General features: G+C 69.1%; 16 protein-coding genes. 9 read left to right on the top strand and 7 right to left on the bottom strand.

Annotation, left to right across the window (positions count from 1 at the left end):
- Nucleotides 1-24: 24 nt before the first annotated feature.
- Nucleotides 25-1,218, bottom strand: a complete 1,194-nt coding sequence (locus tag HY049_07125; GenBank protein ID MBI3448670.1) for a hypothetical protein — start codon at nt 1,216-1,218, stop codon at nt 25-27.
- Between the two features lie 238 nt (nt 1,219-1,456).
- On the opposite strand from HY049_07125, the gene HY049_07120 reads away from it, so the two are divergent.
- Nucleotides 1,457-5,059, top strand: coding sequence for an FG-GAP repeat protein (locus HY049_07120; protein ID MBI3448669.1), 3,603 nt, complete (start codon nt 1,457-1,459; stop codon nt 5,057-5,059).
- A 58-nt stretch (nt 5,060-5,117) separates the two neighbouring features.
- Nucleotides 5,118-5,255, top strand: a complete 138-nt coding sequence (locus HY049_07115) for a hypothetical protein (GenBank protein ID MBI3448668.1) — start codon at nt 5,118-5,120, stop codon at nt 5,253-5,255.
- Nucleotides 5,256-5,271: 16 nt separating this feature from the next.
- Here the strand turns inward: HY049_07115 and HY049_07110 are convergent, their stop codons facing one another.
- The 3 genes from HY049_07110 to HY049_07100 all read right to left on the bottom strand — a co-directional run bounded on the left by HY049_07110 (nt 5,272) and on the right by HY049_07100 (nt 9,686).
- Nucleotides 5,272-7,290, bottom strand: coding sequence for a S9 family peptidase (locus HY049_07110; GenBank protein ID MBI3448667.1), 2,019 nt, complete (start codon nt 7,288-7,290; stop codon nt 5,272-5,274).
- A gap of 142 nt (nt 7,291-7,432) precedes the next feature.
- Nucleotides 7,433-7,945, bottom strand: coding sequence for a hypothetical protein (locus HY049_07105; protein ID MBI3448666.1), 513 nt, complete (start codon nt 7,943-7,945; stop codon nt 7,433-7,435).
- 79 nt (nt 7,946-8,024) lie between these two features.
- Nucleotides 8,025-9,686, bottom strand: a complete 1,662-nt coding sequence (locus HY049_07100; protein MBI3448665.1) for a tetratricopeptide repeat protein — start codon at nt 9,684-9,686, stop codon at nt 8,025-8,027.
- A 49-nt stretch (nt 9,687-9,735) separates the two neighbouring features.
- Between HY049_07100 and HY049_07095 the strand changes: the two genes are divergently transcribed.
- Nucleotides 9,736-11,325: an MFS transporter gene (locus tag HY049_07095; protein MBI3448664.1), complete on the top strand. Its 1,590-nt coding sequence runs from the start codon at nt 9,736-9,738 to the stop codon at nt 11,323-11,325.
- Here HY049_07095 and HY049_07090 read toward each other — a convergent pair.
- Both HY049_07090 and HY049_07085 read right to left on the bottom strand, forming a co-directional pair.
- Nucleotides 11,288-12,922, bottom strand: coding sequence for a tetratricopeptide repeat protein (locus HY049_07090; GenBank protein MBI3448663.1), 1,635 nt, complete (start codon nt 12,920-12,922; stop codon nt 11,288-11,290). The genes HY049_07095 and HY049_07090 overlap by 38 nt on opposite strands.
- Before the next feature lie 27 nt (nt 12,923-12,949).
- Nucleotides 12,950-15,439: a sulfatase gene (locus HY049_07085; GenBank protein MBI3448662.1), complete on the bottom strand. Its 2,490-nt coding sequence runs from the start codon at nt 15,437-15,439 to the stop codon at nt 12,950-12,952.
- 58 nt (nt 15,440-15,497) lie between these two features.
- Here HY049_07085 and HY049_07080 point away from each other — a divergent pair, with 58 nt between their 5' ends.
- Together HY049_07080 and HY049_07075 are read left to right on the top strand one after the other, a co-directional pair.
- Nucleotides 15,498-16,616 (top strand): flippase-like domain-containing protein, encoded by a 1,119-nt coding sequence (locus HY049_07080; GenBank protein MBI3448661.1) that lies wholly within the window; start codon nt 15,498-15,500, stop codon nt 16,614-16,616.
- Between the two features lie 86 nt (nt 16,617-16,702).
- The gene (locus HY049_07075; protein MBI3448660.1) at nt 16,703-17,860 is read left to right on the top strand and encodes an ATP-binding protein; all 1,158 of its coding nucleotides are present in this window, start codon (nt 16,703-16,705) and stop codon (nt 17,858-17,860) included.
- 10 nt (nt 17,861-17,870) lie between these two features.
- On the opposite strand, the gene HY049_07070 is transcribed toward HY049_07075, so the two are convergent.
- On the bottom strand, nt 17,871-19,244 hold the full coding sequence (locus HY049_07070) for a pyridoxal-phosphate dependent enzyme (GenBank protein MBI3448659.1): 1,374 nt from the start codon (nt 19,242-19,244) through the stop codon (nt 17,871-17,873).
- Between the two features lie 70 nt (nt 19,245-19,314).
- Between HY049_07070 and HY049_07065 the strand changes: the two genes are divergently transcribed.
- The 4 genes from HY049_07065 to HY049_07050 all read left to right on the top strand — a co-directional run bounded on the left by HY049_07065 (nt 19,315) and on the right by HY049_07050 (nt 24,310).
- Nucleotides 19,315-21,201, top strand: a complete 1,887-nt coding sequence (locus HY049_07065) for a hypothetical protein (protein MBI3448658.1) — start codon at nt 19,315-19,317, stop codon at nt 21,199-21,201.
- A gap of 269 nt (nt 21,202-21,470) precedes the next feature.
- Complete coding sequence (locus HY049_07060) at nt 21,471-22,712, top strand: AAA family ATPase (protein ID MBI3448657.1); 1,242 nt, start codon at nt 21,471-21,473, stop codon at nt 22,710-22,712.
- Nucleotides 22,709-23,326: a DUF4276 family protein gene (locus HY049_07055; GenBank protein ID MBI3448656.1), complete on the top strand. Its 618-nt coding sequence runs from the start codon at nt 22,709-22,711 to the stop codon at nt 23,324-23,326. Before HY049_07060 ends, HY049_07055 begins: the two co-directional genes overlap by 4 nt.
- A 261-nt stretch (nt 23,327-23,587) precedes the next feature.
- Entirely contained in the window at nt 23,588-24,310 is a 723-nt protein-coding gene (locus HY049_07050) for a phage Gp37/Gp68 family protein (GenBank protein MBI3448655.1), read from the top strand.
- Nucleotides 24,311-24,312: the final 2 nt, after the last annotated feature.

Below are 24,312 nucleotides of genomic sequence, written 5' to 3'. Positions count from 1 at the left end.
CCCGAAGCGGCGACGCGATCGGGGTCAGAAGCGGACCGCGATCCCGACGCGCGCCTCGGCTCCCGTGTACCCCACGTCGTACGGGGCGAACCTCCCCGAGAGGGTCTCCTTCGGGTTCTTGAAGTTCATCCGGTTCCACCCGTACGTCGCCGCGATCTCCCAGTGCGGGAAGAGCCTCCATTCCCAGCGCACGCCCGCGCCCAGCGGCCAGGCCCCGTCCCTCAGCGGGATCTCGATGGGGCCCGTCGCGTTGATCTCCATCCTGGAGGGGGCGAGGGAGCCTCCCATCGCCGAGTACCCGACGTGCGCGGCGGCGGAGATTCGCTGGTTGCGCAGGTAGTCGAAGCCGTACCCCGCGCTCAGGTAGAACCCCAGCGATCGCAGCGTCACGTCGACCGGCACGTTCGTGAACGTCAGGGGCTTCGAAGGCGGGAGACGGAGGAGGCCTCGATTGAAGGTCCCGTCTCCCGACGAGCGCATCTCGGTGCCCGACAGGCCGATGGCCAGACGCACGCCCGGGTAGCTCCAGGGAGTGTAGGCGCGCTCGACGAGGAGGCGCCGCGCGCGATCCTGCTCCGGCAGCCCCATTCCCTTGAGGATTCGGTTGATCCCGGAGCTGGACGCGTCGATCGAGCCCGCGTCGATCTCGACCGAGCGTTCCCCTCCCACGTCGGCGCGCATCCACCGGAGCGGAGTCTCCGGATGGGATGCGCGAACCTTCCCCGGCGCGAGGTGGTGCCCGAGCTCCTCGACGAGATCGCGAACGAGCGTGCGGCGCCCCGATGCGACGGCGCGGGCCGCGCGGGCGCGTCCCGCGACCTCGCCGCTCGCACAATCGCGAATCTCGAGCTCGCCGCGGAGGCGCGTCTTCAGCGCGTAGCGCCGGCGCGTCATGCCGTCCTGGTCGGCTCCGCACTCGAAGGTCACCGTCGTCAGCGCCACGACGGCGTTCGGATCGCCCGCGCACACGTCGGTGACGGGGCCGGGGAGCGTGGTGCGGATGCCGCGACGCTCGAGCTGCTTCGCGACGGCCATCGCGCAGGCCGCGGCGTTCAGATCGGGGGTGTCCGGGTCGAGGCCGCATCCGGACTGGATCATGCGGCACTCGGGGACGACGACGAGCGGCCCGCGCGGAACGTCCGCCGCCCCGGCGAGTGTCGGGAGGCCGGCGAGAAGGCACGCCCACAGCGCGGCGACCGTCTCGACTCTTTTCGGCATGGGCACCCCAACGGTTGGCGAAAAAGGCGGGCGAGTCTAGCACAGCACCCCGGCGCTCCCGTCGCGCGCCGTGCCGTTCGGGTTCATCCTTGTTCGGCGCCGACAATCCCGACAACGCCGCCTCGAGAAAGTCGGGAATCCGCGCTGGCCGGGCGTCTGCGCTCGCCCTAACTTTGTGATCTTTCGTGTATATTCAAGCGCACACGGCGCGCTGGCCCGGGCCGGGGAGGACTCGACCTTGATCGGAACCAGGGGGGTTCTGTGCCCCCTCAGGAGTGGTGCGGGCCGGCTGCTCGTCGCCGCCCTGATCTCGCTCAGCATCGGCTCGACCGCGCAGGCGGCCGCGAAGCTCGCCTTCGTCGGCGCCGTAATCGACGACTCCGCCGGAAACAACGACGGCCTGCTCCAGCCCGGGGAGCTGGTCACGCTTCGACTGAAGCTCTTCAACGACGGCGACGTCGCCGCGACAGGCGTCGGCGCGACGCTCGTCTACACCGGGACGCCCTCGGACGTGATCGTCGTCACCCCCTCGGGCTCCTGGCCGAATCTGCCCGCCCGCGGCGCGCCGGCGCTCTCGACCGCGCCGCACTTCCAGATCCAGCTCAGCGGCGGAGCGCCGTGCGGCGCCGTGCTTCCCTTCCGGCTCGACGTCAACGCGAGCTCGGGAGGGCCGGTCTCGCTGACCTTCGCGCTCAAGGCGGAGGGTTCCATCAGCCATGACGCCAGGCGCGACGCGCTCCGGCGTGCGGACGCTCCCGAATCGACCTTCACCGGGGCCGCCGCCTTCGACGATCTCGGGAGCGCCGTCGCCACCGCGGACGTGGACGGAGACGGCTTCGCCGACATCATCCTCGGTGCGCCGCTCAGCGACTCGCTCGGCGGGACCCGGACCGACGCAGGCGCCGTGTACCTCGTGTACGGGCGCAGGGCGCAGTGGAGCGACACCGATCTTGCGGCCCCTCCCACGGACGTCGTGCGGATCTGGGGAGCCCGCGCCGGCGACGGCCTCGGCGCCGCGGTCGCCTCAGGCGACCTGAACGGCGACGGCTACGACGATCTGATCCTCGGGGCCCCGTCGTCCGATTCGGTCGCCGACTCCCGGCCGGGCGCGGGCACCGTCTACGTGATCTACGGCGGGGCGACGAGGCTCGCGGACATCGATCTCGCGGCGCCCCCCGCCGGCGTGGCGCGCTTCTTCGGCGCCGACCCGGTCGACGCTCTCGGCTCGGCGCTCGGCGCCGCCGACATCAACCTCGACGGCCGCGACGATCTCATCATCGGCGCTCCGTACGGCGACGGGCTCGACAACCTTCGAGCGGACGCCGGCGAGGCGTTCATCGTCTACGGGCAGGCGGCCCACTTCGGCGACGTCGATCTCGCGTCACCCCCCTCGGGAACCGTCCGCGTGGCCGGAGCCGATGCCGGAGACCTGCTGGGATCCGCCGTCGCCACGGGCGACTTCGGCGGCGGCGGGCGGCCGGATGTCGCGCTCGGGGCCCCCTCGGCGGCCTCCGCGGGCAACGCGCGCTCCCGCGCGGGCGAGGTGGCCGTGATCTACGGAGACTCCGCTCCGAGCGGCGACATCGATCTGGCGACGCCTCCTTCCGGCGTCATCCGCTTCTTCGGCCCCGTGGCCGGTGGCGCCCTCGGCACGGCCCTCGCCATGGGCGACCTCAACGGGGACGGTCTCGCCGATCTCGTCATGGGCGCTCCGGGCTCCCCTTCGCGCGGCGGCGCGCGGCCGGGGGCGGGCGACGTCTGGCTCGCCTACGGCCAATCGGCGCTCTGGACCAGCACCGATCTCGACGCCGCGCCGGCCGGCACCGCACGCATCGAGGCCACCTCGCCGTTCCAATCCCTCGGCGGCGCGGTGGCCGCGGGCGACGTCAACGGCGACGGCTACGACGATCTCGTCCTCGCGGCAGCGGCGTCGAGCTCGCGCGGAGCGGGACGCCCGGGGGCGGGAGAGGTGGACGTCCTCTACGGCTCGGCCCAGCCCTTCACCGACATCGATCTGTCGAGCCAGCCTTCGAGCCTGGCGCGCTTCTGGGGCGGGGAGAAGGGCGACGCCTTCGGCTCCTCGGTCGCTCTCGGCGACGTGGACGGTGACGGCATCCGCGACGTGGTCGCCGGCGCGAAATCGAGCGGGCTCCCCGCGAGCGGCCGGAACGACTCGGGATCGGTCGCCCTGTGGTACGGGAAGTCGAACGACACCTACGTCGCGAGGGGTGACGCCTTCGCCTTCATCGACGCGTCGGTCGGGTCGCTGCTCCCGCTCGCCTGCGACGACTGCTCGATCCCTATCCCGATCGGCTTCACCTTCCCATTCTACGGCGAGCGCTTCTCGACCCTCTACGTCGGCAGCAACGGGCTGGTGTCGTTCGCGCCAATCGACAACCTCGCGTCGGCCGTTCCCCTTTGCATGCCCGCCGTTTCCGCCAATCGGCTTCTCATCGCCCCGTACTGGGACGACCTCAACCCCGGGGCCGGGGCTCCGGGGAGCGGCGTCTTCGCGATGATGCAGGGGACGGCGCCCAACCGGCGGCTCACCATCGAGTGGAAGGACGTTCCTCACAAGCCGGCGGTCGGCGCGGCGACGTTCGAGGCGACGCTCTTCGAGGCGTCGGGGCAGATCCTCTTCCAGTACCAGGACGCCGACTTCGGTTCGGCAGGCTTCGATCATGGCGCTTCGGCCGTCACCGGCGTGATGAACCGCACCGGCGCGCACGGCGTCGCCGCGTCGTGCTTCTCCGCGGGGTCGGTTCCGGACGTGTCGGCCGCGAGGCTCGTCCCCTCCACGCCCATCGTCGAGAATCGCGCGGAGCACGGCGCGGGACTCTGGAGCGGTTCGGGCCTCTGGCACCTGTCGACCTCGGCCTGCGAGCCGAACCAGCGCACCGGATCGACGGGCTGGTACTACGGCATCGACTCGACGTGCACGTACGCCGATCCCAACTTCCCCACCAACGCCGGCTCGCTGAATCTGCCGGAGGTCGCGGCGGTTCCCGCAGACGCCCGCCTCTCCTTCTGGTACCGCCGCGCGACGGACGGCCAGTCGGGGCGGGATCTCTCGACACTCCAGGTCTCGACGGCGGGAGCCGCGGGCCCGTACGCCGACGTCGCCCCCGTCACCGACTCGAGCGGTGCATGGCGATATTCAGGCATCACGAGCCTCGCCCCGTATGCCGGCGCCACGGCGGACCTCAGGTTCCGGTTCGATACCGTCGACGCCTCCGACAACGCGCACCTCGGCTTCATGATCGACGACGTGCAGGTCACGGGATGCGGCGCCGCGACCGGCGGAGCGGGAACTGCGCGGGCGGCGGCCTACGCGTCCCCGACGGTCCTCTGCGCCGGGACGGGCGGGAGCGTCGACGCGACGGGCTCGTACTGCGCCGGCGGCGATTCCCCGGCTTCGTTCCAGTGGAAGGAGAACGGGGGCGACATCCCCGGCGCGACCGCGTCGTCGTACGCGATTCCCTCGAGCCAGCCTCTCGGCACCTACGGCTACTCGGTCGCGGTGACCTGCGCGGGGGGGGCGTCGGACGTCTCGCCGGCCGCAAGCGTGAGCGTCGTCTCCGGCGCGCCCGGCGCCGTCGGGGCGACGCTGGCGGCGGAGCACGTGAACAGCTTCACGGGAATCCGCCTCACCTGGTCCGACATCCCGTTGGCCGCCGATTACGTCGTCTTCGAGAGCGCGACGAAGAACGGGGCGTTCGGGACGGTGAGCGGCACGAGCACGAGCGGAGCCACCGGCCTCACCCTCGGCGTCCCGCCCGGCGTCATCACGTACTACCTCGTCGCCGGCCGCGGCGGCTGCGGGACGGGCCCGAAGCACTAGCGGCGCCTCGCGGGCGGTTCTTCGCGTAGAATCCGGGGTCGAGGCGGGGCAGCTCAGCGTGATCGCCATTGCGTTCGTCGCGGTGGGGATGAGGTTCGGGGCGGAGCCGTGGCACCGGTCGAGGGTGACCGTCCCCGCCTCCGCCCTGATCGCTCTCGTCGGCCTCTACTGGACCGTGAAGCGCGTCCTGCTCTGAGCCGCGCCCGCCGGCCTCAGCCCAGCATCTTCCAGAGGTACGCGTACTCGAGCGCCTCCGTGTAGGCGCGCTGCTGGTTCACCGTCCCGCCGCCGTGGCCTCCCTCGATCTGCTCGAAGTAGTACACGGGATGCCCCTGGTCCATCATCTTCGCCGCCATCTTGCGCGCGTGGGCCGGGTGGACGCGGTCGTCGCGCGTCGTCGTCCAGAAGTACGCCTTCGGGTAGACCACGTCCTTCTTCAGGTTCTGGTACGGGGACCACTTCTGGATGTACGCCCACTCCTCCGGGACGTCGGGGTTGCCGTACTCCGCCATCCAGCTCGCGCCGGCGAGGAGCTTGTTGAACCGCTTCATGTCGGCGAGCGGGACCTCGCAGACGACGGCCCCGAAGAGATCTGGCCGGTAGACCATCGAGCCGGAGACGAGAAGTCCTCCCTGCGAGCCGCCGATGATCCCGAGCTTCTTCGGCGAGGTGATCTTGCGCGTGATCAGGTCTTCGGCCACCGCCGTGAAATCCTCGAAGTTCCGGTAGTGGTTCTCCTTCTGCGCCGCCCGGTGCCACGCGGGGCCGAACTCGCCCCCGCCGCGGATGTTCGCGACCGCGTAGACGCCGCCCCGCTCGAGCCAGGCCGACCCGTTCACGCCGTCGTAGCGCGGGACCTCGGGGATCTCGAAGCCGCCGTACCCGCCGAGGAGCGTCGGCGCGTTCCCGTCGGCCTTGAAACCCTTCGGCGTGACGAGGAAGTACGGGATCTTCGTCCCGTCCTTCGACGTCGCCTCGAACTGCTCCACCTTCATCCCGTCGGCGTTGAAGAACTGGGGGGCCGACTTCACCTTCTCGGCCACGCCGTTCGCCACCAGGAAGAGGGACGAGGGGTTGAGGAAGTCGGTGTAGTTGTAGAAGAACGACGACTGCCATTCGTCCGCCGACATGACGCCGACGGTGCCGAGCCCGGGGAGTGGGATCTCCTCGCGCTTCCAGCCGGCGGGGCCGGGGGTGAGCGAGGTCAGCTTCCCTCGCACGTTGTCGAGCGTGTTGACGAGGAGCGCGTCCCGCGTCTGGGTGACCCCTTGAAGCGAGATCCTCGCCGTCGGCTCGAAGAGGACGTCGAAATCGCGCCGGCCGCGGAGGAAGGGATCGAGCCCGATCGCGAGGAGGCTTCCCTGCTTGTAGGTCTTCCCGCCGACGCTCCAGTCGCTGCGAAGCGAGACGACCATCCGGTCCTTGAACATCCCCTCGGGATTCGCGTCGTCGGGAATGTCGACGCGGAGCAGGCGATCGCCGAGGACGAGGTACATCTCCTGCCTGAAGAAGGCCGGGGTTCGGACGACGAAGTCGTAGCGCCCTTCCGGCGTGAACTGGCTGTATCCGGTGGAGGCGACGTCCCCGGCCTCACCCTCGAAGACCGTCTTCGCCTCCGAGACGGGAGTCCCGCGCTTCCAGAGCTTCACCAGCCTCGGGTATCCGGACGTGGTCGTCGTGCCCGGGCCGAAGTCGGTGCCAACCCACAGGGTGTTCTCGTCGCGCCACGAGACGTTCGACTTCGCCTCCGGGAGCGAGAAGCCTCCCTCGATGAATTTCTTCGTGCTGACGTCGAACTCGCGGTAGACGGCGGCGTCGCTGCCGCCGCGGGACATCGACACGATGCAGAGCCGGCGCTCGGGGGCCAGGCAGTTGGCTCCCTTCCACGCCCACGGGATCCCGTCCGCCTTCATCATCGCGTCGAGGTCGATCACCGTCTCCCACGCGGGGGCCGGCGTCCTGTACGACGCGAGCGTCGCCCGGCGCCAGATGCCGCGTGGGTGATCCTTGTCCTGCCAGAAGTTGTAGACCGTGTCGCCGCGGAGGTTCCCGTAGGGGATCCGCTCCTGCGAGTCGAGGATCTGCATCGTCCGATCGTAGATGGGCTTGAACTGCTTGACCTTCTCGAACTCGGCCGTCGTCTTCTGGTTCTGGTCCTTGGCCCAGGCGAGGGCCTTCGTCCCCTCCACCTCTTCGAGCCACAGGAACGGATCGGTCTCCTCGGCGGCGATGACCGCGAGGGTCGAGACGATGGCGAGCAGAGCGATGGCGGAAAGCGCTTTCTTCACGGCTGTCCTCCTCCACGGCGGGACCGGGCCCACCCCCGGCGGCGGCCAGTATACGACGCCGGGGGGCCGGGACCGCGGACGAGGCCTACTTCACGCGCGTGTAGTGGAAGGAGGCCGGGGTCTCCTTGCCTCCCTCCAAGTAGCTCCAGTCGGCGTTGAAGTGGTCCTTGTCGATGTAGGAGATCGTGAGCCCCGCCATGTGGCCGTCGGTCGGCTTCGCGAGGTTGGTCACATCCATCAACGAGAACTTGACGCTCTCCGGATCCCCCTTCATCGCGTCGGTCCGCATCCGCGGCTGGTTCTGCGACTCGCAGTAGTGGGTCATCATCAGGCGATCACCGTCGCGGTGATAGACCGTCACCATGCTGCCGTGGCTCATCTCTTCCACGACCGCGGAGCCTCCCGAGACGACCCGGTAGCTCACGGTCACTCCACCCTCGGAGCTCTTCCACTCGCCGGCGAGCGACTTCAGCTTCTCGAAGGCCGGAAGCGGGGGAGCCGCCGCGTGCATCGCACCGTCCGCGAACGCCGCGGAGCAGGCGCCGAGCACCGCGGCCGCCATCAGGAACGAACTCAGGATCGTCGCAGGTCGCTTCATGACAGATCTCCCATTCTGAGGTTGTATGGTGCGCATTCTACCTTCTCTTAACCGCCTGCTCCGGTTTCTTTAGGCCCCGTCACGGCGCGGCCGCGGCGATCTTCGCCCGGATCTCGGCGAGCTCCGGGAGACCGGCGTCGGCGCCGCTCCACAGGCGGCGGGCCTCCGCGAGCTCGCGGCCTTCCGCCGCGGCGTCGCCCCGGTGGCCCGCGACGAGCCCGGCGGCGAGGTGCGACCCGGCGTACGCCGGATCGTGCTCCATCATCTGCTTCGCGGTGAAGTCGGCGAGCTCCCAGTCGCCGGCGTCGCGCGCCGCGCGGGCGATCGACTCGAGGCGGAAGAGGGCCTGGCTCCAGGCGTCGGGGCCGGGGATGGCGCGCGTCCGCCTCACCACCTCGACGAAGATCGGTCGCGCCTCGTCCGCCTTGCCGGTGGCGAGGAGGATGCGCGCCTTCAGCTCTTCGACGATCGGCTGCGCGGCGCCCCGAGGGAGGGTGATTCCGGGGGCGACCTCCGGGACCTCGAGCAGAGCCTTCTGCGCGGCGTCGAGCGATCCTCGCGCGGCCTCGATCCGTCCGGCCGCGAGGTGGATCTCCCCCTCGAGCGCGTGCCCCGCGGCCCGCGAGACCGCCCATTTCCCGTGCGTCAACGACTTCACGGCCGCGAGCGCCTCGTCGAGCCGGCCGCGCGACATGAGAAAGGCCGGCCACTCCTTCCGGTTGAACTCGAGGTAGTCGTTCACCGAGTCGCCGTCGGCCGCCTGCTTCATCAGCTCCTCGGCCGTTCCCATCCGCCCCATGTACTCGTACGACGTCGCGAGGAGATCGAGATTGTGCTTGTGGTGCCAGTCGAGCCCCGCGGGGATCTTCTCCGCGGCGTAGTAGGCCTGTTCCAGCTCGTCGGCGCGGCGGAACCTGGCGATCGCCTCCTCGATCCGCCCGACGCGGCGCAGGTCGTGGCCGTACATGTGATGGGCATGCGGGATCATGGGCGCGAGCTTCACGTACGCCTCGCCGTGCCTGAGCGCGTCGTCCACCTTTCCCATCGTCTCGTACGAGTGCACGAGATAGTGGTGCGCTGCGAAGTTGTCGGGATCCATCGCGAGGACGTGCAGGTAGTAGAGGGTGGAACCGAGGCCGCCGCGCTGCCCGCGTCCCGCCGCGGAGGGCTCCTGCGCGTTGCCGCCGACGAGCCAGAGCTCGGCGTCCCCGTCGTCCGCCGCCAGGGCCTCGTCGATCGCCTTCCGGTAGTCGAGGAGCTTCTGCGGGTCGATCGGTTCGGCCATCGCCTCGAGCTGCCGGCCTCGCAGCTCGATCCGGCGGCGCTCGCGCGCGCTCACGCGCCCCGCGAGCGTCCTCGCCTTCGCGAGGGACGCCTCCGCCGCCCCCGGGTCGTCGAGCCCCGAGTAGGCGCGGCTGAGGCCGACCCAGGCCATCGCGAGATCGGGATCGGCCTTCAGCGCCTGATGGAACGATCGCGCCGCCTCGATCCAGACGTACGAGTGGAGGTACGCGACCCCCTGGTCGTAGAGCGCCTGCGCCTCGGGGGAGGAGGTCGTCGCTGGATCGTGGATCTTCCCGACCCCTTCACGGAGCCCGACGGGGCGCTCGAGGACTTCTCCCGGGACGTAGCCGACCGGCCCGGCGCAGGCGTGATCCTGCCGCGCGACGGCCGCCCGCGGGAGCGAGAGGAAGAGCGCGAGAGCCAGCGTGAGGTGGATCCGCATCGAAGGTGTGCGCATCCGCCCATCCTAACCCCGGCGGCGGCGCGGGCGCTATCCTGTCCCCCCGATGGCCGCCTCTCTCTCCACTCGCGAGAGCCTCCTCCGCGTCTTCACCAGCCGCCGAACCGCCTGCGTCGCGCTTCAGTCGTTCTACTCCGGAATACCGCTCGGCCTCATCTGGGTGGCGATTCCCGCGTGGATGGCGCGCGTCGGCGTGGACATCAAGACGATCGGCCTCCTGACGCTCGCGCAGACCCCGTGGACCTTCAAGTTCCTCTGGTCGCCGCTCATGGACCGGTACCGGCCGCCGTTCCTCGGGCGAAAGCGCGGCTGGGCGGTGGTCGCGCAGATCGGCCTCGTCGTCACGACGATGGGGCTCGCCGGAGCCGCACTCAACCCGGTGGACAGCCATCAGCTCCTCGGGGTGCCGATCGACTGGGTCGTCGTCATCGGCGTCCTCTCGCTGTCGATCGCCTTCGCCTCGACGGTGCAGGACATCGCCATCGACGCCTACGCCGTCGAGGTGCTGCACCCATCGGAGCACGGCGTCGCGGTCGGAGCCCGCACCGCGCTTTACCGGATCGGCTTCTACCTCGCGGGGGCGGTCGCGATCTCGATCGCGGCCGAGATCTCGTGGGCGGTCACGCTCGGGATCGAGGCGGTGCTCTACCTCGGCGCCGTCGTCATCGTCTTCCTCTCGCCGGAGCCGGAGACGATCGAGGCCTCCCCGAAGACGCTGAAGGCCGCGGTGTGGGAGCCGCTGGTCGGCCTCTTCTCCCAGCACCGGGCCGTCGAGATCGCCGCCTTCCTCTTCCTCTACAAGTTCGGGGAGAACCTCGCGCAGGCGCTCCTCCGCCCGTTCCTCGTGCAGATCGGCTACAGCGACATCGACATCGGCCTCTGGACCGGGATGATCTCGCTGATCGTGAACGCGGCCGGCGCGATCGCCGGCGGCGTCCTCGCCACGCGCATCGGCCTCGGGACGGCGCTCTGGGCGTTCGGGCTCTTCCAGGCCTTCGGGAACCTGGGGTACTTCTTCCTCGCGGGGATGCCTAAGAGCCGCATCGCGATGTTCGCCGCGATCGGAACGGAGACCTTCGCGCAGGCGCTCGGCACGGCGGCCTTCGGGATCCTGCTCCTGAGGCTGACCTCGAAGCGCTTCTCGGCGACGCAGTACGCGCTCCTGTCCAGCGTCTTCGCCCTCGGCCGGGTCGTCACCGGGCCCATCGCCGGGTTCCTCGTGGACGCGATCGGGTGGCGCCTCTTCTTCATCGTGTCGATCGTGATGGCGGGGCCGGGGTTCGTCTTCCTCCAGCGCTTCGTCCCCTTCGGGACGCGCGAGCCCGTCTTCGAGATCGAGCCGCCGACAGGTAAGGCGCCGGTCACGCGCGGCGCGCTCGTCGCCCGGGGCCTCGCCGTCGGCGTCGCCGGCCTCGCTTTCGCCGCGCTCGCGGCGGGGACTCTCGATGCGCTGCGCGCCTACCGATCTCTCCCCGCGGCGGGGTTTCCACTCCTCGATGCGATCGCCGCGCTCGCGCGGCCGTCGGGGGTGGGGGCCTGGTCCGAGTCGCTCGGCGTCGCGCTCGTCGGCCTCTTCGCCGGCCTCGGCGCCGCGGCGCTCACCGCGGCGCGGCGGGGGGTGGTGCGGCGGGACTGAGCCTCTCGAGGAAGTCCCGCGGAAGTTCGTACCCCGACCGGCGCGCCGCCTCCGCGTGCTTCCTGGCGGCGTCGAGATCTCCGCGATTCAGCGAGTCGACGGCCACGGCGTAGTGCGCCCCTGCGAGATCGGCGGTGAGCGCCGGGAAGTCGCCCAGCTTTCTCTCCTCCTCGAGAAGCGCCAGCGCCTCGCCGGGCCGATCGAGCTGCACCAGACAACGGGCGAGGCTGATGCGGGCGCCGGTGAGCTTCGGCGCGATCTCGAGCGCGCGGCGGTACTCGGCGGCCGCCTCCACGATCCGTCCCTGCGCCTGGAGCGTGTAGCCGTGGTTGCTGTGCGCCTTGGTGCTTCGTGGGGACGCGAGAGCGGCGGACTCGAAGAGCGCGTCGTCGGAGGACCAGTCGGCGGTGCGAGCGATGAAACGCGCGCCGAGAAGGGTCACGAGCACGACGGCGAGGATTGCCCCCGGGATGCGCGGCGCACGGCCGTTCGCCAGCGCCACGAGGAGCGCGAACCCAACGAGCGGCATGTACAGCAGGCGCTCGCCGAAGATCGTCCCGGTGGGGAAGAGGATGTTCGAGGCGGGCAGGTAGGTCGCGGCGATCCACGCGAGCGCGAAGGCGGCGACCGGGGCCCGACGCATGAAGAAGACGATCGCTCCGGCGAAGGCGAGCGCGAGGCAGAGATCCGCGACATCGACGAGCGTCAAGGAGCCGGAGAAGACCGGGATCTGATCGAAGGAGTAGTCCGCCGAAAGATGAAAGGGGAAGACGAGCAGCCCTGCGGCCCCGAGGATGACGCGGAGCGCCGTCATGACGCGAACGCCCACGGTCGCGAACTGCACAGGGTTGTTCACGAAGGCGAGATAGGCGTCGCGCGGATCCGCGGGCGCGCTGGACTGGAAGAAGTAGCCGAGGACGCCCACGCGCAGCGCGAGAGCCGCCGCGAGGGCGACGCACTGGGCGACGAGGATCGTCCCGCCGCGAGGAGTCCTCCTGGTGAGAAGCGCCGCGCATGTGACCACCGGGACCACGAAGGCGCTCTCCTTCGACAGCGCCCCGAGGAGCGCCATCAGCGCCGCGCCGACCACGAAGGCGACGCGCCGCCACCCTGACGCGCGCGCCCCGGACACCGCGAGGAGAGTCGAGGCGAGGACGAAGAAAGTCGCCAGAAGATCCGATCGCCCCGAAATCGGGACGACCGCCTCCGTGGCGATCGGGTGGACGGCGAAGACGAGCGCGGCGAACAGCGAGATCGGCGGAGCCAGGTCGAGCGCTCGAAAGAGTGAGAAGGCGAGCGCCGCGTTCGACGCGTGGAGGGCTGAATTGACGGCGTGCCTCGCGCCCGCGGCCAGCGAGAGGATCGTCGCGGGGCGGTAAAGCTCGTTCGCCGCCGCCTCGTGGGCGCTCCCCCAGTAGCGCCGCGTGAGCGCGGCCGAGAGCGGGACGTCACCCCGGATCAGGTCGGCGTTGCCGTCGATGAGGAGGTGATCGTCGAAGACGAGACCGTGATGGAGGGCGGGCGCGCTGACCGCGAGGGCCGCGGCGACGACGAGGAGGATCGGGATCGCCGGGGAGGAGAGCGCGGCGCGCACCATGGCGCAGTATAGCCGCCCGTCCGGCGCCTACTGGATGTAGCCGAGGCTCCGGAGACGCTCGATCTCCTCCGGGGTCATCGCCTTCGAGGAGTCGGCGTCGGGCTTGAGCTTCTCGGCCTCGACCTTCGCCTTCCACGCGGCGAGGGTCTTCGAGAGCCTCTCGACGATCTCGGGATGCGCGTCGGCGACGTCGGCGAGGTTGAGCGGGTCGCGCTTCTCGTCGAAGAGCTCGAACTCGGGCTTGCCGGCGGGGCGCTGGATGTTGTGGATCATCTTCCAGCCCGCCAGGGTGATCGCGAGGGACGACTCGTCCATCGGGGGCGGCGCGCCGCCGATCTCCGTTGTGGCGGCCCGCTCCGTGATCGCGGGACGATCCGACCAGCCGCCGTCGACTGCGTCCGCCGCGAGAGCGACGCCGGCGGCCGCCGGTTTCCGCGCGGTCCCCTTGAGCAGGGGAAGGAAGCTCGTCCCCTGGACCTCCTTCGGCGGCTCGAGTCCGCTGAGGGCGAGGATCGTCGGCATGATGTCCACCGTCTCGACGGTGTCCGGGATGGAGGTTCCAGCGGGGATGACGCCCGGCTCCCACATCGCGAGCGAGACGTTCGACAGCTCGCCGTACGTCGTCTGTCCGTGAAACGTGCGGCCGTGCTCGAGGAACTCCTCGCCGTGGTCGCCCGTGAAGACGACGAGCGTGTCGCGATCGAGCCCGAGCGCGCGCAGGCGCTCCATGAGGCGGCCGATCTCGGCGTCCATCCCGCGGATCGATCCGTCGTACCAGTCGCGATCCTCTGCGACGTACGCGTCGGGGTCGAGGCCGGCCTTCGCCAGCTCGGTGCGCGAGGGCATGCCGAAGTTCTTCATGAGGGGGTCGGCGATGAACTTGCGGGCGGTCTCCTGCGCCTTCTCGTGCGCCTCGCGCTTCGACGGGTCGGCCCACGTCGCGTCGTACGGCGGGTACGGCCGGTACGGGTCGTGGGGATCCGAGACGTGGAGGAAGACGAACGACGGGACGTCGCGGTGCGCCTCGAGCCACGGCAGCAGGCGATCGACGTAGACGCGCGACGTCTTGCTCGACTCGCGATCGGGGAGCGAGCCGTCCTCGTGGAGCTCCTCGAACCCCTGGTGCAGGTTCGTGAACTTCCCCGTGAAGAGGATCGACGAGAACGAGAGCGTCGCGTACCCCGCGTCGCGGTAGACCTCGGCGATCGTCGTCGCCGACGCCGGGATGCGGTCGTAGAAATCGTGGACGCCGTGGGTCGTGGGGTAGAGCCCCGTGAGGAGCGAGGGGGTCGCGACCTTCGTCCACGTCGCCTGGCCGATGCAGTCCTTGAAGAGCGCTCCCTCGGCGGCGAGCTGACGGATGTGAGGGGCCGTCGCGCGCGCGTACCCGTACATGTCGAGGTGATCGCGGCGCAGCGTGTCGGCCCAGACGAGGATGACGTGGCGCGGGGGAGCGGAGCCGGCCAGCGACGCCGTCACCATCGGACGCGCCCCCCGGCTTCTGACGACGGGGGATCCCCAGAAGCCGATCGCCCCGTCGGCCGCCCCGCTCAGCTCGAAGGTGAGGCGCACCTTCTCGCCGGCGCGCGCCGCGAGGTCGATCGGCGCGGTCTCCCAGCGGTACGGCGTGGAGACGGTGCGCTCGAGAACGGTCGTTCCCGGCCCGGCCGACCCCGACGGGGCGAGTGACAGGCGGAAGGTGACGGGCCCGCTCTCGACGGTTCCGAGCGAGAGGTCGAGCCACGGCTGCGCCGGGAGAGTGACGTCGAGGGAGACCTTCTCGGGAAGGCGCGAGACGATCGTCTCGTGGTAGATCTCCGAGAGCCCCTGCCAGCTCACCCCGGACGGAATCCCCTCGAGGTACTCCTTGCGGAAGATGAGCCGCAACGACTCGATCTCGAAGGCGACGCCGCTCGCGTCCACGGGCCTGATCAGGATGTGCCGGATGTCCGATGAGTCGGGGGAGAACGGATTGCGCAACACGATCGTCCGGACCTCGTCCCCCGCCGCCACGCTCGCGCTCATCCGCCAGCGGCGACCTTTCTCCTTCTCGATCTCCTTCGCCACGTCGATCTTCTCGTCGCGAAGGAACGCCATGGTGAGCTTCCCCGGCCGCGAGACCTTGAGCCGGACCTCGACCGCGTGGAGGAGATCGTGATCCTGAAGTCCCGAGGTGCGCTCGACGTGGATGACGGGGAAATCGGTGGTGGTCGTGCCCGCAAGGCGGCCGCCCCGGACGGCGAACTCCTTCACGCCCGCCTCGGCCTTGAACCCGCGCGTGGCGGCCGCGGCGGAATCCGGCCCCTTCGGGGCGTCGCCGTCGAACCGCCACTCGGTTCTCGCGATCTTCGACGCGGGGACCACGGCCTTCCCCTGGACCGCGGAAGGGTCGACGAGATCGACGAGCCGGATCGACGGGCTCTCGGATCGGTTCGAGGGCGCGGAGCAGGCGAGAAGAGAGAGCGTCAGCAGGGCACAGGCCGACAGCCCCCCCCGGCGCGAGTCGAGGAGGATCATTGCGCGACAATGTACCGTGAACGGCCCCCGTTGGCCATCCCCGTACTAGATTGGCGCCATGGAGAAGCTCGAGACCCTGCCCGCCGCGGAGCCGCGGCCGAAGCGGCGGGCGCACCGCGTGGTGCTCCAGGTGGCGTTCAACCTCCTCGTCACCGGATCGGCGGTCTGGTTCCTCTGGTCGATCCTCGCGGACATCGGTCTCAAGGCGGTCGGGCGTAGGCTTCTCCACGCCGACGCCTTCCTCGTCGCGCTCCTCCTCGTGGCGAACGTGGTCCGCTTCCTCCTCCTCGCGCTGCGGTGGGAGATTCTCGTGCGGCGCGAGGCGCCGGTCGGCTTCCGGGCGACGCTCGAGATCCTGATGGCCGGGAACTTCCTCGGCGTCGTCGCGCCGGGGCTGCGCGTCGCGGGGCCGGTCCTCCGCGCCTTCTACCTCTCGAAGGAGACGGGGAAGCCGCGCGCCCGCTTCTACGGCACCATCGTCGCCGACCAGACGACCAACTTCTCCGCCTTCACCGCCGTCATGATCGCGAGCGGCATGCTCACGATGTCGCGAGGCGAGGCGGGCCTCTCGATCTCGTCGGGGCTCGCGCTCCTCTTCGCGCTCGTCGGCGGCCTCTACGTCGGCTGGCGCCACCTGCAGCGGATCCGCAGCGGCGAGACGTCGTACATCGTCCGCGCGCTCCGCGCCGCGTCGGCCTCGCGCGCCGCCCACGCGCTGGGGGGCCGGTGGGATCTCGGCGGGCGCTTCATCCGGTGGTGGGAGCACCTCCTCGAGGCGCTCGCCGAGGCCTTCGTCGGGAGCCGCACCTTCTGGCCGTCGATGGGCGTCTCGTTCGTCCTCCTCGTCGTCATCGCGGCGAGCCTCGAGCTGTCGATGCGCGCCGTCGGCGTCCCGATCGGCCTCGCGAAGTCGGCCTTCGCCGTCTCGGCGGCCGCCTTCATCCAGATGATGGCGGCGGCGCCGGGAGGACCCGGCGTCACCGAGGCGTCGCTCGTGATCATCCTCCTCGCGCTCGGCGTCGACGTCGAGTCGGCCGCGGCCGGCACCTTCCTCTCGCGCATCTTCAACTACGGCGTGATCCTGCCGTGGGGCGGCTGGTGCTTCTACCACCTCCAGAAGGAGTACGGCCCGGCGCCGGCGGAGGAGGACGAGGTGGAGGGAGCGGGCGAGGCGTAATCCAGGGACACGCGCGGGCGGCGCGCGGCCGATCGGCTTGACAAGTCTGCCGTCATTTATCATGATAAATGACGACAGAGGTGACGATGCCCCGAGCCGACGACCCGCCCGCAATCGCCCGTTCGGCGGATCTCCCCGCGTGGCTCGGGAAGAAATCCCTCTTCCTCTTCGGACCGCGCCAGACGGGCAAGACGTTTCTCATCCGGCAGACGCTCCCGAAAGTGCGGGTGTACGATCTCCTCGACAGCGCCGTGTATCTCTCGCTCAGCCATCGCCCGGCCCGGATCGAGGAGGATCTCTCCCGCGAGGACGAGATCGTCGCGATCGACGAGGTGCAGCGCCTCCCCGAGCTCCTCAACGAAGTGCACCGCCTGATCGAGAAGCGGCGCGTGCGCTTTCTCCTCACGGGGTCGAGCGCCCGGAAGCTCCGCCGCGGAGGCGTCAACCTCCTCGGCGGTCGGGCGCGGACACGGCACCTTCACCCGCTCACGTATCGCGAGCTGGGCCGCCACTTCGATCTCGGGCGCGCGATCGAGCGCGGAACGATTCCCTCGATCTACTTCTCCGACGAGCCGGCCGCCGATCTCGACGCGTACACGGGGACTTACCTTCAGCAGGAGATCGTCGCGGAAGGAGCGAGCCGCAACGTGCCGGCCTTCAGTCGCTTCCTCCGCGTCGCCGCGCACTGCAACGGGGCCCTCGTCAACTTCACGAGCGTCGGGAACGACGCGCAGGTCCCGCGCACGACGGTCTACGAGTACTTCGAGATTCTCACGGACACACTGCTGCTCGAGGAAGTGCAGGCCTGGGATCGATCAAAGAAGCGCAAGCCCATCGTTTCCTCGAAGTACTACTTCTTCGACGTCGGCGTCGCCTCCGCGCTCCAGGGGCGGCTCGTTCGGCGAAGAACTCCGGAGTTCGGGATCGCCTTCGAGACGTGGCTGCTGCACGAGCTCGCCTCCTACCGGGACTACGTGAGCGGCGAGACGGTGAACTACTGGCGATCGACATCCGGCTTCGAGGTGGACTTCATCCTCGGGAATCACACCGCGATCGAGGTCAAGGCGAAGGAGGCCGTCTCGACCCAGGACCTCAGGTCGCTGCGCGCCCTCGCCGACGAGAAGAAGATGAAGCGGCTGTTGTGCGTGAGCCTCGAGACGCGGCGCCGGCGGGTCGGGGGAATCGAGGTGCTGCCTTACGGTGATTTCCTCGCGGCGCTCTGGGACGGGGAGTATTCGGGGTGACGTCCGCCCTCTAGTTCAGCGCCCCCGCGAGGTAGTCGATGAGGTCGATGTTGGTGAGGACCGCCGTGATCTTCCCGGCGTCCTGCACGAGGGCGACGTGGCCGGCGGTGAAGATCGTCGCGAGCTTGCCGACGGGGGTGTCGGGGGCGACGACGGTGTAATTGTGGGAGACCATGTCGCCGACGGCGCGATCGGTCGTCGCCGGGTCGCGCAGCATCCCCTTCAACAGCGTCACCTCGGCGATCATCCCGAGGAGCTTCCCGCCGTCGAGGACGGGGATCTGCGAGATCCCCTTGGACTTCATCTGGCCGATCACCGCCGTGACGCTGTCGCCGGGCCTCGCCGCGACGAGAGGCTGCCCGCGCCTCGCGATGAGATCGGCGACGGTGCCGTGGCGCGCCCCCTCGTCGAGGAAGGAGTTCTCGCGCATCCAATCGTCGTCGAAGACCTTGCTCAGATACCGCGAGCCCGAGTCGGGGAGGATGATGAGGATCGTCTTCGCCTCGGGATGGGCCTTCGCGTACTTGATGGCCCCTGCGACCGCGCCTCCTCCCGACCCGCCGGTGAAGAGCCCCTCGGTGCGCGTCAGCTCGCGCGTGGCGACGAAGCACTCGCGATCGTCGACCTGAATGACTTCGTCGACGCACTTCCAGTCCATCGTGCTCGGCATGAAGTCCTCGCCGAACCCCTCGACCTTGTAGGACTTGGTGGTGGTGATCATCTTCCCGGTGCGCCAGAGGTCGAAGTAGATCGACCCGAGAGGATCGACGCACACCATCTTGATGGAGGGCTTCTTCGCCTTGACGACCTTCGCGATCCCCGAGAGCGTGCCGCCCGTGCCGGAGGCGATGACGATGGCGTCGAGCTCGGGCCCCATCTGCTCCCAGATCTCGGGGCCGGTCGTCCTCTCGTGCGCGAGGGGGTTCGACATGTTGTGGTACTGGTTCGCGAAGAAGGCGCCCGGCGTCTCCTCCGAGATGCGCCGCGCGACGGAGTAATAGGATCGCGGATCCTCGGGCTGCACCGCCGTCGGCGTCGTCACGACGCGGGCGCCGAAGGCCCGGAGCGCCTTGATCTTCTCTTCGCTGACCTTGTCGGGCATGACGAGCACCGCCTTGTAGCCGCGCGCGGCGCCGACCATGGCGAGCCCCATGCCGGTGTTACCCGACGTGCACTCGACGATGGTTCCCCCCGGCTTCAGGGCGCCGCTCGACTCTGCGTCCGCGATCATCTGGACGGCGATGCGGTCCTTGATGGAGGCGCCGGGGTTCAAATACTCGAGCTTGGCGTAGAAGGTCGCACCCGTCTCGCGCCCCATCTTCTTCAGGCGCACGATCGGCGTGTTTCCGATGAGGTCGATGACGCTGTCGTGGACGTTCTTCATGGCGACGGCATTCTACCGCGCGGCGCGCGCCGAAAGTAAGGCCCGTCGCGGGTGATATTCTGCGCGCTCGATGAGCTCGAAGGGCCAGAGAGCCGGCCTCGCCGGCGCGTTCCTCCTCCTCACCGCGGCGCTCTGCTTCACGCCGATCTCGAACAACGACATCTGGCTCCATCTCAGGACCGGCTCCCTGATCCTCGAGCGCGGCGCCGTCCCGCGCGTCGAGGAGTACACCTACACGCGCGCCGGCGAGGCGATTGTCGATCACGAGTGGCTGAGCCAGATCGTCTTCGCCTCGGCGCACGCGATCGCGGGGCTCGACGGGTTGACGCTCCTGAAGGCGCTGCTTTTCGCGGCGACGCTGGCGATCGTCTACAGGGCGTCGATCGAGTCGGCCGGGGCCGGGGCCGGGGCCGCCGCGGCCGCGGCGCTGGCGACGCTCGGGGCCGCCCTTCTCGTCGCCTCGCACCTCTTCATCCGGCCGCACCTCTTCACGCTCCTCTTCGCCGCGGTCTTCGCGTGGATCCTCCCGCGGCTGGCGGCGGCGCCCACGGATCTCGAGCGGTGGCTTTGGATCGCCTCCCTCGCCGCGCTCCAGCTCCTGTGGGCCAACCTCCACGGCGGATTCGTCGTCGGGATCCTTCTCGCCGGAACGTTTGCGGCCGGCGACATGGTCGCGTCGCGGCGCGCGCGCGCTCCGTGGCTCGCGCTGCCGCCGCTCCTGGCCGCCGCCTCCCTCGTCAACCCGTACGGCGCGCGCATCTACGCGCTCGCCGCGAGCTTCGGCGATCCGATCTTCCGCGAGCTGATCCTCGAGTGGAAGAGCCCGTTCGCCGACCCCTTCGTCCTGACGCCTCTCTTCTGGATCTACGCCCTCTGGCTGGCGGCGACGCTCGCCGCCGCGGTGTGGGCCCTGAGGCGGCGCGATTTCGCCTGCGCGCTGACGGCGGTGGCCTTCGCCGCCCTCTCGATCACCTCGCGCCGGCACGTGAGCCTCCTCGGCGTCGTGACGGCCCCCCTACTCGCGCGCGCGGGGGCGGCGCTGGCGGCGCGGATCGGCGGCCGCGTGCTCCCCGCGTGGCGCGCCTGGATCGCCGTCGCGCTCGTCGCCGCCACCGCTCTGTTCACCGCGACCGTCGGCGTGCCGTGGGAGCGTGCGGAGTGGCGGCGGCCGGGGCGGGGGATCGGCGAGAACATCCCCGTCGAGGCGCTCCGCTTCGCGCGCGACGCGGGGCTCACGGGGCGCGTGATGACGTCGCTCTCCTTCGGCACCTACGTGACGTGGGCGGCGTGGCCCTCTCTCGCGACCTCGATCGACTCGCGACTCGAGGTCTTCGGGGGCCCGTTCCTGCGGGCGTACCGGGCGGGGTTCGAGACGGCGGAGGCCTTCCGCGATCTCGAGGGGCGGTACCCCGCGGATCTCGCCCTCCTCGCGTGGCAGAGCGAGTCGGTCTCGGGGGCCGTCGGCTTCCTCTCGGCCGATCCCGCCTGGGCGCTCGTCTACTTCGACGACGTCGCGGTGCTCTACGTGAAGCGCGCGCCGGCGACCGAGGGGCTCGTCGGGCGCGCCGCGTACCGCGTCATCGATCCCGCCCGATTTCTCTCGACCGCGGGGACGGCGGCGCTCGGGACTCCGCCCGAGATCGAGGCGGAGGCGCGCCGCGCCGTCGGCGCCCCGGAGTCTCTTCCGGGCCGCCCCGCCATGAACTCGGTCGCCCGGACGATCCTCGGCTCGGCGCTCCGGAATCAGCGGCGCTTCGCCGAGGCGGCGGCCGAGCTGCGCCTCGCCGTCGCCGCCCGCCCGAGGAACTCGGTCGCCTGGGGGCTCCTCGGCCTCTCGCTCGCCGAGTCCGGGGATCGCGCCGGCGCGCGCGAGGCGTTTCTCGAGCTGCGCCGCCTCGTCCCCGGATCGACCTTCGCGCAGCGGATGATCGACGAGCTGGGGGCGCAGGGGAGGTGAGGGGGCGAGCGGCGCGATCCGTGCGCAGGTGGCTGGCGGCTTCGGCCGTCGCGATGATCGAGACTGCCCAGAAGGATGGTAGGCTTGCCAGCGTCGGTTCAGGACTCATCCGAATCCTGAATTGGTCGAATTCGTTTTCGTGGATGGCCCTTGCTCGAATGCAACCGTGTCGTTGGGTCGACGGTCGGCGCATGGATCGGATTCGTTTGTTGCCACACGTTCGACGGCCGGCGCTTTCGAGATGCTGACGAACTCATTGAGGAAGCGGCATGAGAAACACGGCGACAGACCTTCGAACACCGGCGCGCATTGAGTATCTGAGAGTGAAGAACTTTCGAGCTCTGCACGAGGTCGAGTTCAGGGACTTGACCCCCCTCACGGTGCTTCTCGGGCCCAACGGGAGCGGCAAGTCCACGGTTTTCGACGTGTTTGCGTTTCTCGCGGAATGTTTCGAGCTCGGTTTGCGTCGAGCGTGGGACAAGAGGGGTAGGGCGAAGGAGATCAAGTCTCGAGGTGGCGACGGAGCCCTGTCGATCGAGATCAAGTACAAGGAGCCAGATTATCCGCTGATCACGTACCACCTGGCTGTCGAAGAAACTGGTGGTGGTCCCGTCGTCGTGGAGGAATGGCTGCAATGGCGCCGTGGCCAGCACGGCAAGCCGTTTCGCTTTCTGGACTACCGCCACGGACAAGGCCGGGCAGTCAGTGGCGAACTTCCGGACGAAGAAGCTCGGCGGGTGGAAGTCCCCCTGAAGTCCGCCGATTTGCTGGCAGTCAATGCGCTCGGCCAGTTCGCTGAGCATCCGCGTGTCGCGGCGCTCCGGGATTTCATCACCGGCTGGTACGTCTCCTATCTCTCGGCCGACAGCGCGCGCGGGCAACCTGAGGCTGGGCCACAGGAGAGGTTGAGCAAGAGCGGCGACAACCTGGCCAACGTCATTCAGTACTTGAGCGAGCAGCACCCGAAGCAGCTCGATCGCATCTTTGAGGTTCTCCGCCGACGCGTACCTCGCATCGAACGCGTACTCGCAGAGGCGATGCCCGACGGCCGGCTGCTGCTTCAGATCAAGGACGCTCCATTCGCTCATCCGGTTCTGGCTCGGTTCGCATCCGACGGTACGCTCAAGATGTTGGCCTATCTCGTTCTGCTCCACGATCCCATGCCACCGCCCTTTATCGGTATCGAAGAGCCCGAGAACTTTCTGCATCCCCGGCTGTTGCCGGATCTCGCCGAGGAATGCCGCGCCGCGAGTGAGCGCACGCAACTCCTGGTGACGACGCATTCGCCTTTTTTTCTGAATGGACTGCACCCCAGCGAGGTGCGCGTTCTTTGGCGCGATGAGCAGGGCTACTCCCAAACCCAGCGCGCGGCAGACCTGCAGGGCGTAGCTGAGTTCGTAGAGAACGGCGCCTTGCTCGGGCACTTGTGGATGGAGGGGCAGCTCGGGGTCGGTGATCCGCTCGTGAACCAGGGGGCGCCGACACGTCCGCAAGGAGGTCGCAAGAGGTGACTGCGATTCACCTGGTACTGCTGGTCGAGGAGCCCTCGATGGAGGCATTCCTCCGAGCCTTGTTGCCACGCCTCTTGCCGGCTGGCCGCACGTTTGAAGTACATCCCTTCCAGGGCAAGTCCGATCTCCTGGGGAAATTGCAGAAACGCCTCCGCGGCTATGCCAGCTGGTTGCCCCACGACTGGCGCATCTTTGTGGTGGTCGACCGTGATGGTGACACCTGCTCTGAGCTCAGGAACCGACTCGAAGCAATGGCCACAAGAGCAAGGCTACGCACGCCAACGACGGCAGGCGCGCGGTCGTGGCAACTCGTGAATCGCATTGCGATCGAGGAGTTGGAGGCATGGTACTTCGGCGACTGGGAGGCTGTGTGCAACGCATACCCGCGGGTGTCTCCACGGATTCCGACGCGCAAGGGCTTTCGCAACCCAGACGCAATTGCCGGCGGCACGTGGGAGGCATTCGAGCGCATCCTGCAACGGCACGGATATTTTCGGACCGGGCTACGCAAGGTGGAAGCGGCGGCGACCCTTGGTGCCCAGCTCGTTCCGAGCCGTAGCCGTTCGACGAGCTTTCTGAGATTCAATCAAGCCCTTTCCGAGGCCACCGCATGACCGAGTGCCCGAGTGTTCAGGCGGGGCTGATGAAGTGGGATGCCAGGGTGGGGACCTCACGGAAGTTCGCCAGATACCTCCCGATTTGGGCCTAGTCTTGTTTAAGCCAGGTGGGGGACGCAAGGGTGGGATGACCATAAGTCCTTTGAACGCAGACGGTTGGTTATTTAAGCCTTTCCTCGGCTAGGGGCCCACGAAGCGCAGGCGCATGAGGGAGAAGCCCCACCGTAGATTCTGCGACCATGACACGCGAGGTAGTTAATGGCCCAGTCCTCCATCGAGTGGACCGAATCGACCTGGAACCCGTTGACCGGCTGCGACAAGATCAGCCCGGGGTGCAAGTTCTGCTATGCCGAGCGAATGGCGAAACGGCTCCAGGCCATGGGCCAGCCGCGATACGCGAAAGGATTCGAGCTGACGCTGCACGAGGATTCGCTCGAAGCTCCCTTGACCTGGAAGAAGCCCCAGAAGATTTTCGTCAACTCCATGAGCGACATGTTTCATGAAGCCGTTCCGGTCGCGTTCATTCAGCGGACGTTCGACGTCATGCGACGCGCGTCCTGGCACCATTTCCAGGTGTTGACGAAGCGCTCGGACCGCCTGCTCGAGCTCGCGCCGACTCTGGCGTGGCCTCCGAATGTCTGGATGGGTGTCAGCGTGGAGAGGCAGGACTACGTGTCGCGCATCGATGATCTGCGCGGTACGCGGGCAGCAGTCAAGTTCCTGTCGCTCGAGCCGCTCCTGGGACCCCTGCGTGACTTGAATCTGGACGGGATCGACTGGGTCATCGCCGGCGGCGAGTCAGGGCCTCGAGCGAGACCCATGGAAGAGGGTTGGGTTCTCGACATCAAGTCTCAGAGCCGCTCAGCGGGAGTGGCGTTCTTCTTCAAGCAGTGGGGCGGGTTCAACAAGAAGAAGTCGGGCCGTATGCTCGAAGGGCGAACGTGGGACGAGTTGCCTGCGAGCGTCCCCTCCGTCACGTGAGG

Source organism: Acidobacteriota bacterium (assembly GCA_016195325.1).
Taxonomy (GTDB): Bacteria; Acidobacteriota; Polarisedimenticolia; order JACPZX01; family JACPZX01; genus JACPZX01.
The sequence above is the reverse complement of the archived record's forward strand: the minus strand, read 5'-3'. Positions and strand labels throughout refer to the sequence as shown.

Bases quoted from the DNA above. Each gene is read 5' to 3' on its own strand.
- HY049_07105 (MBI3448666.1), bottom strand. From the start codon at position 7,945: ATGAAGCGACCTGCGACGATCCTGAGTTCGTTCCTGATGGCGGCCGCG.
- HY049_07075 (MBI3448660.1), top strand. From the start codon at position 16,703: ATGCCCCGAGCCGACGACCCGCCCGCAATCGCCCGTTCGGCGGATCTC.
- HY049_07060 (MBI3448657.1), top strand. From the start codon at position 21,471: ATGAGAAACACGGCGACAGACCTTCGAACACCGGCGCGCATTGAGTAT.
- HY049_07085 (MBI3448662.1), bottom strand. From the start codon at position 15,439: ATGATCCTCCTCGACTCGCGCCGGGGGGGGCTGTCGGCCTGTGCCCTG.
- HY049_07095 (MBI3448664.1), top strand. From the start codon at position 9,736: ATGGCCGCCTCTCTCTCCACTCGCGAGAGCCTCCTCCGCGTCTTCACC.
- HY049_07065 (MBI3448658.1), top strand. From the start codon at position 19,315: ATGAGCTCGAAGGGCCAGAGAGCCGGCCTCGCCGGCGCGTTCCTCCTC.
- HY049_07080 (MBI3448661.1), top strand. From the start codon at position 15,498: ATGGAGAAGCTCGAGACCCTGCCCGCCGCGGAGCCGCGGCCGAAGCGG.
- HY049_07090 (MBI3448663.1), bottom strand. From the start codon at position 12,922: ATGGTGCGCGCCGCGCTCTCCTCCCCGGCGATCCCGATCCTCCTCGTC.
- HY049_07050 (MBI3448655.1), top strand. From the start codon at position 23,588: ATGGCCCAGTCCTCCATCGAGTGGACCGAATCGACCTGGAACCCGTTG.
- HY049_07125 (MBI3448670.1), bottom strand. From the start codon at position 1,218: ATGCCGAAAAGAGTCGAGACGGTCGCCGCGCTGTGGGCGTGCCTTCTC.
- HY049_07100 (MBI3448665.1), bottom strand. From the start codon at position 9,686: ATGCGCACACCTTCGATGCGGATCCACCTCACGCTGGCTCTCGCGCTC.
- HY049_07070 (MBI3448659.1), bottom strand. From the start codon at position 19,244: ATGAAGAACGTCCACGACAGCGTCATCGACCTCATCGGAAACACGCCG.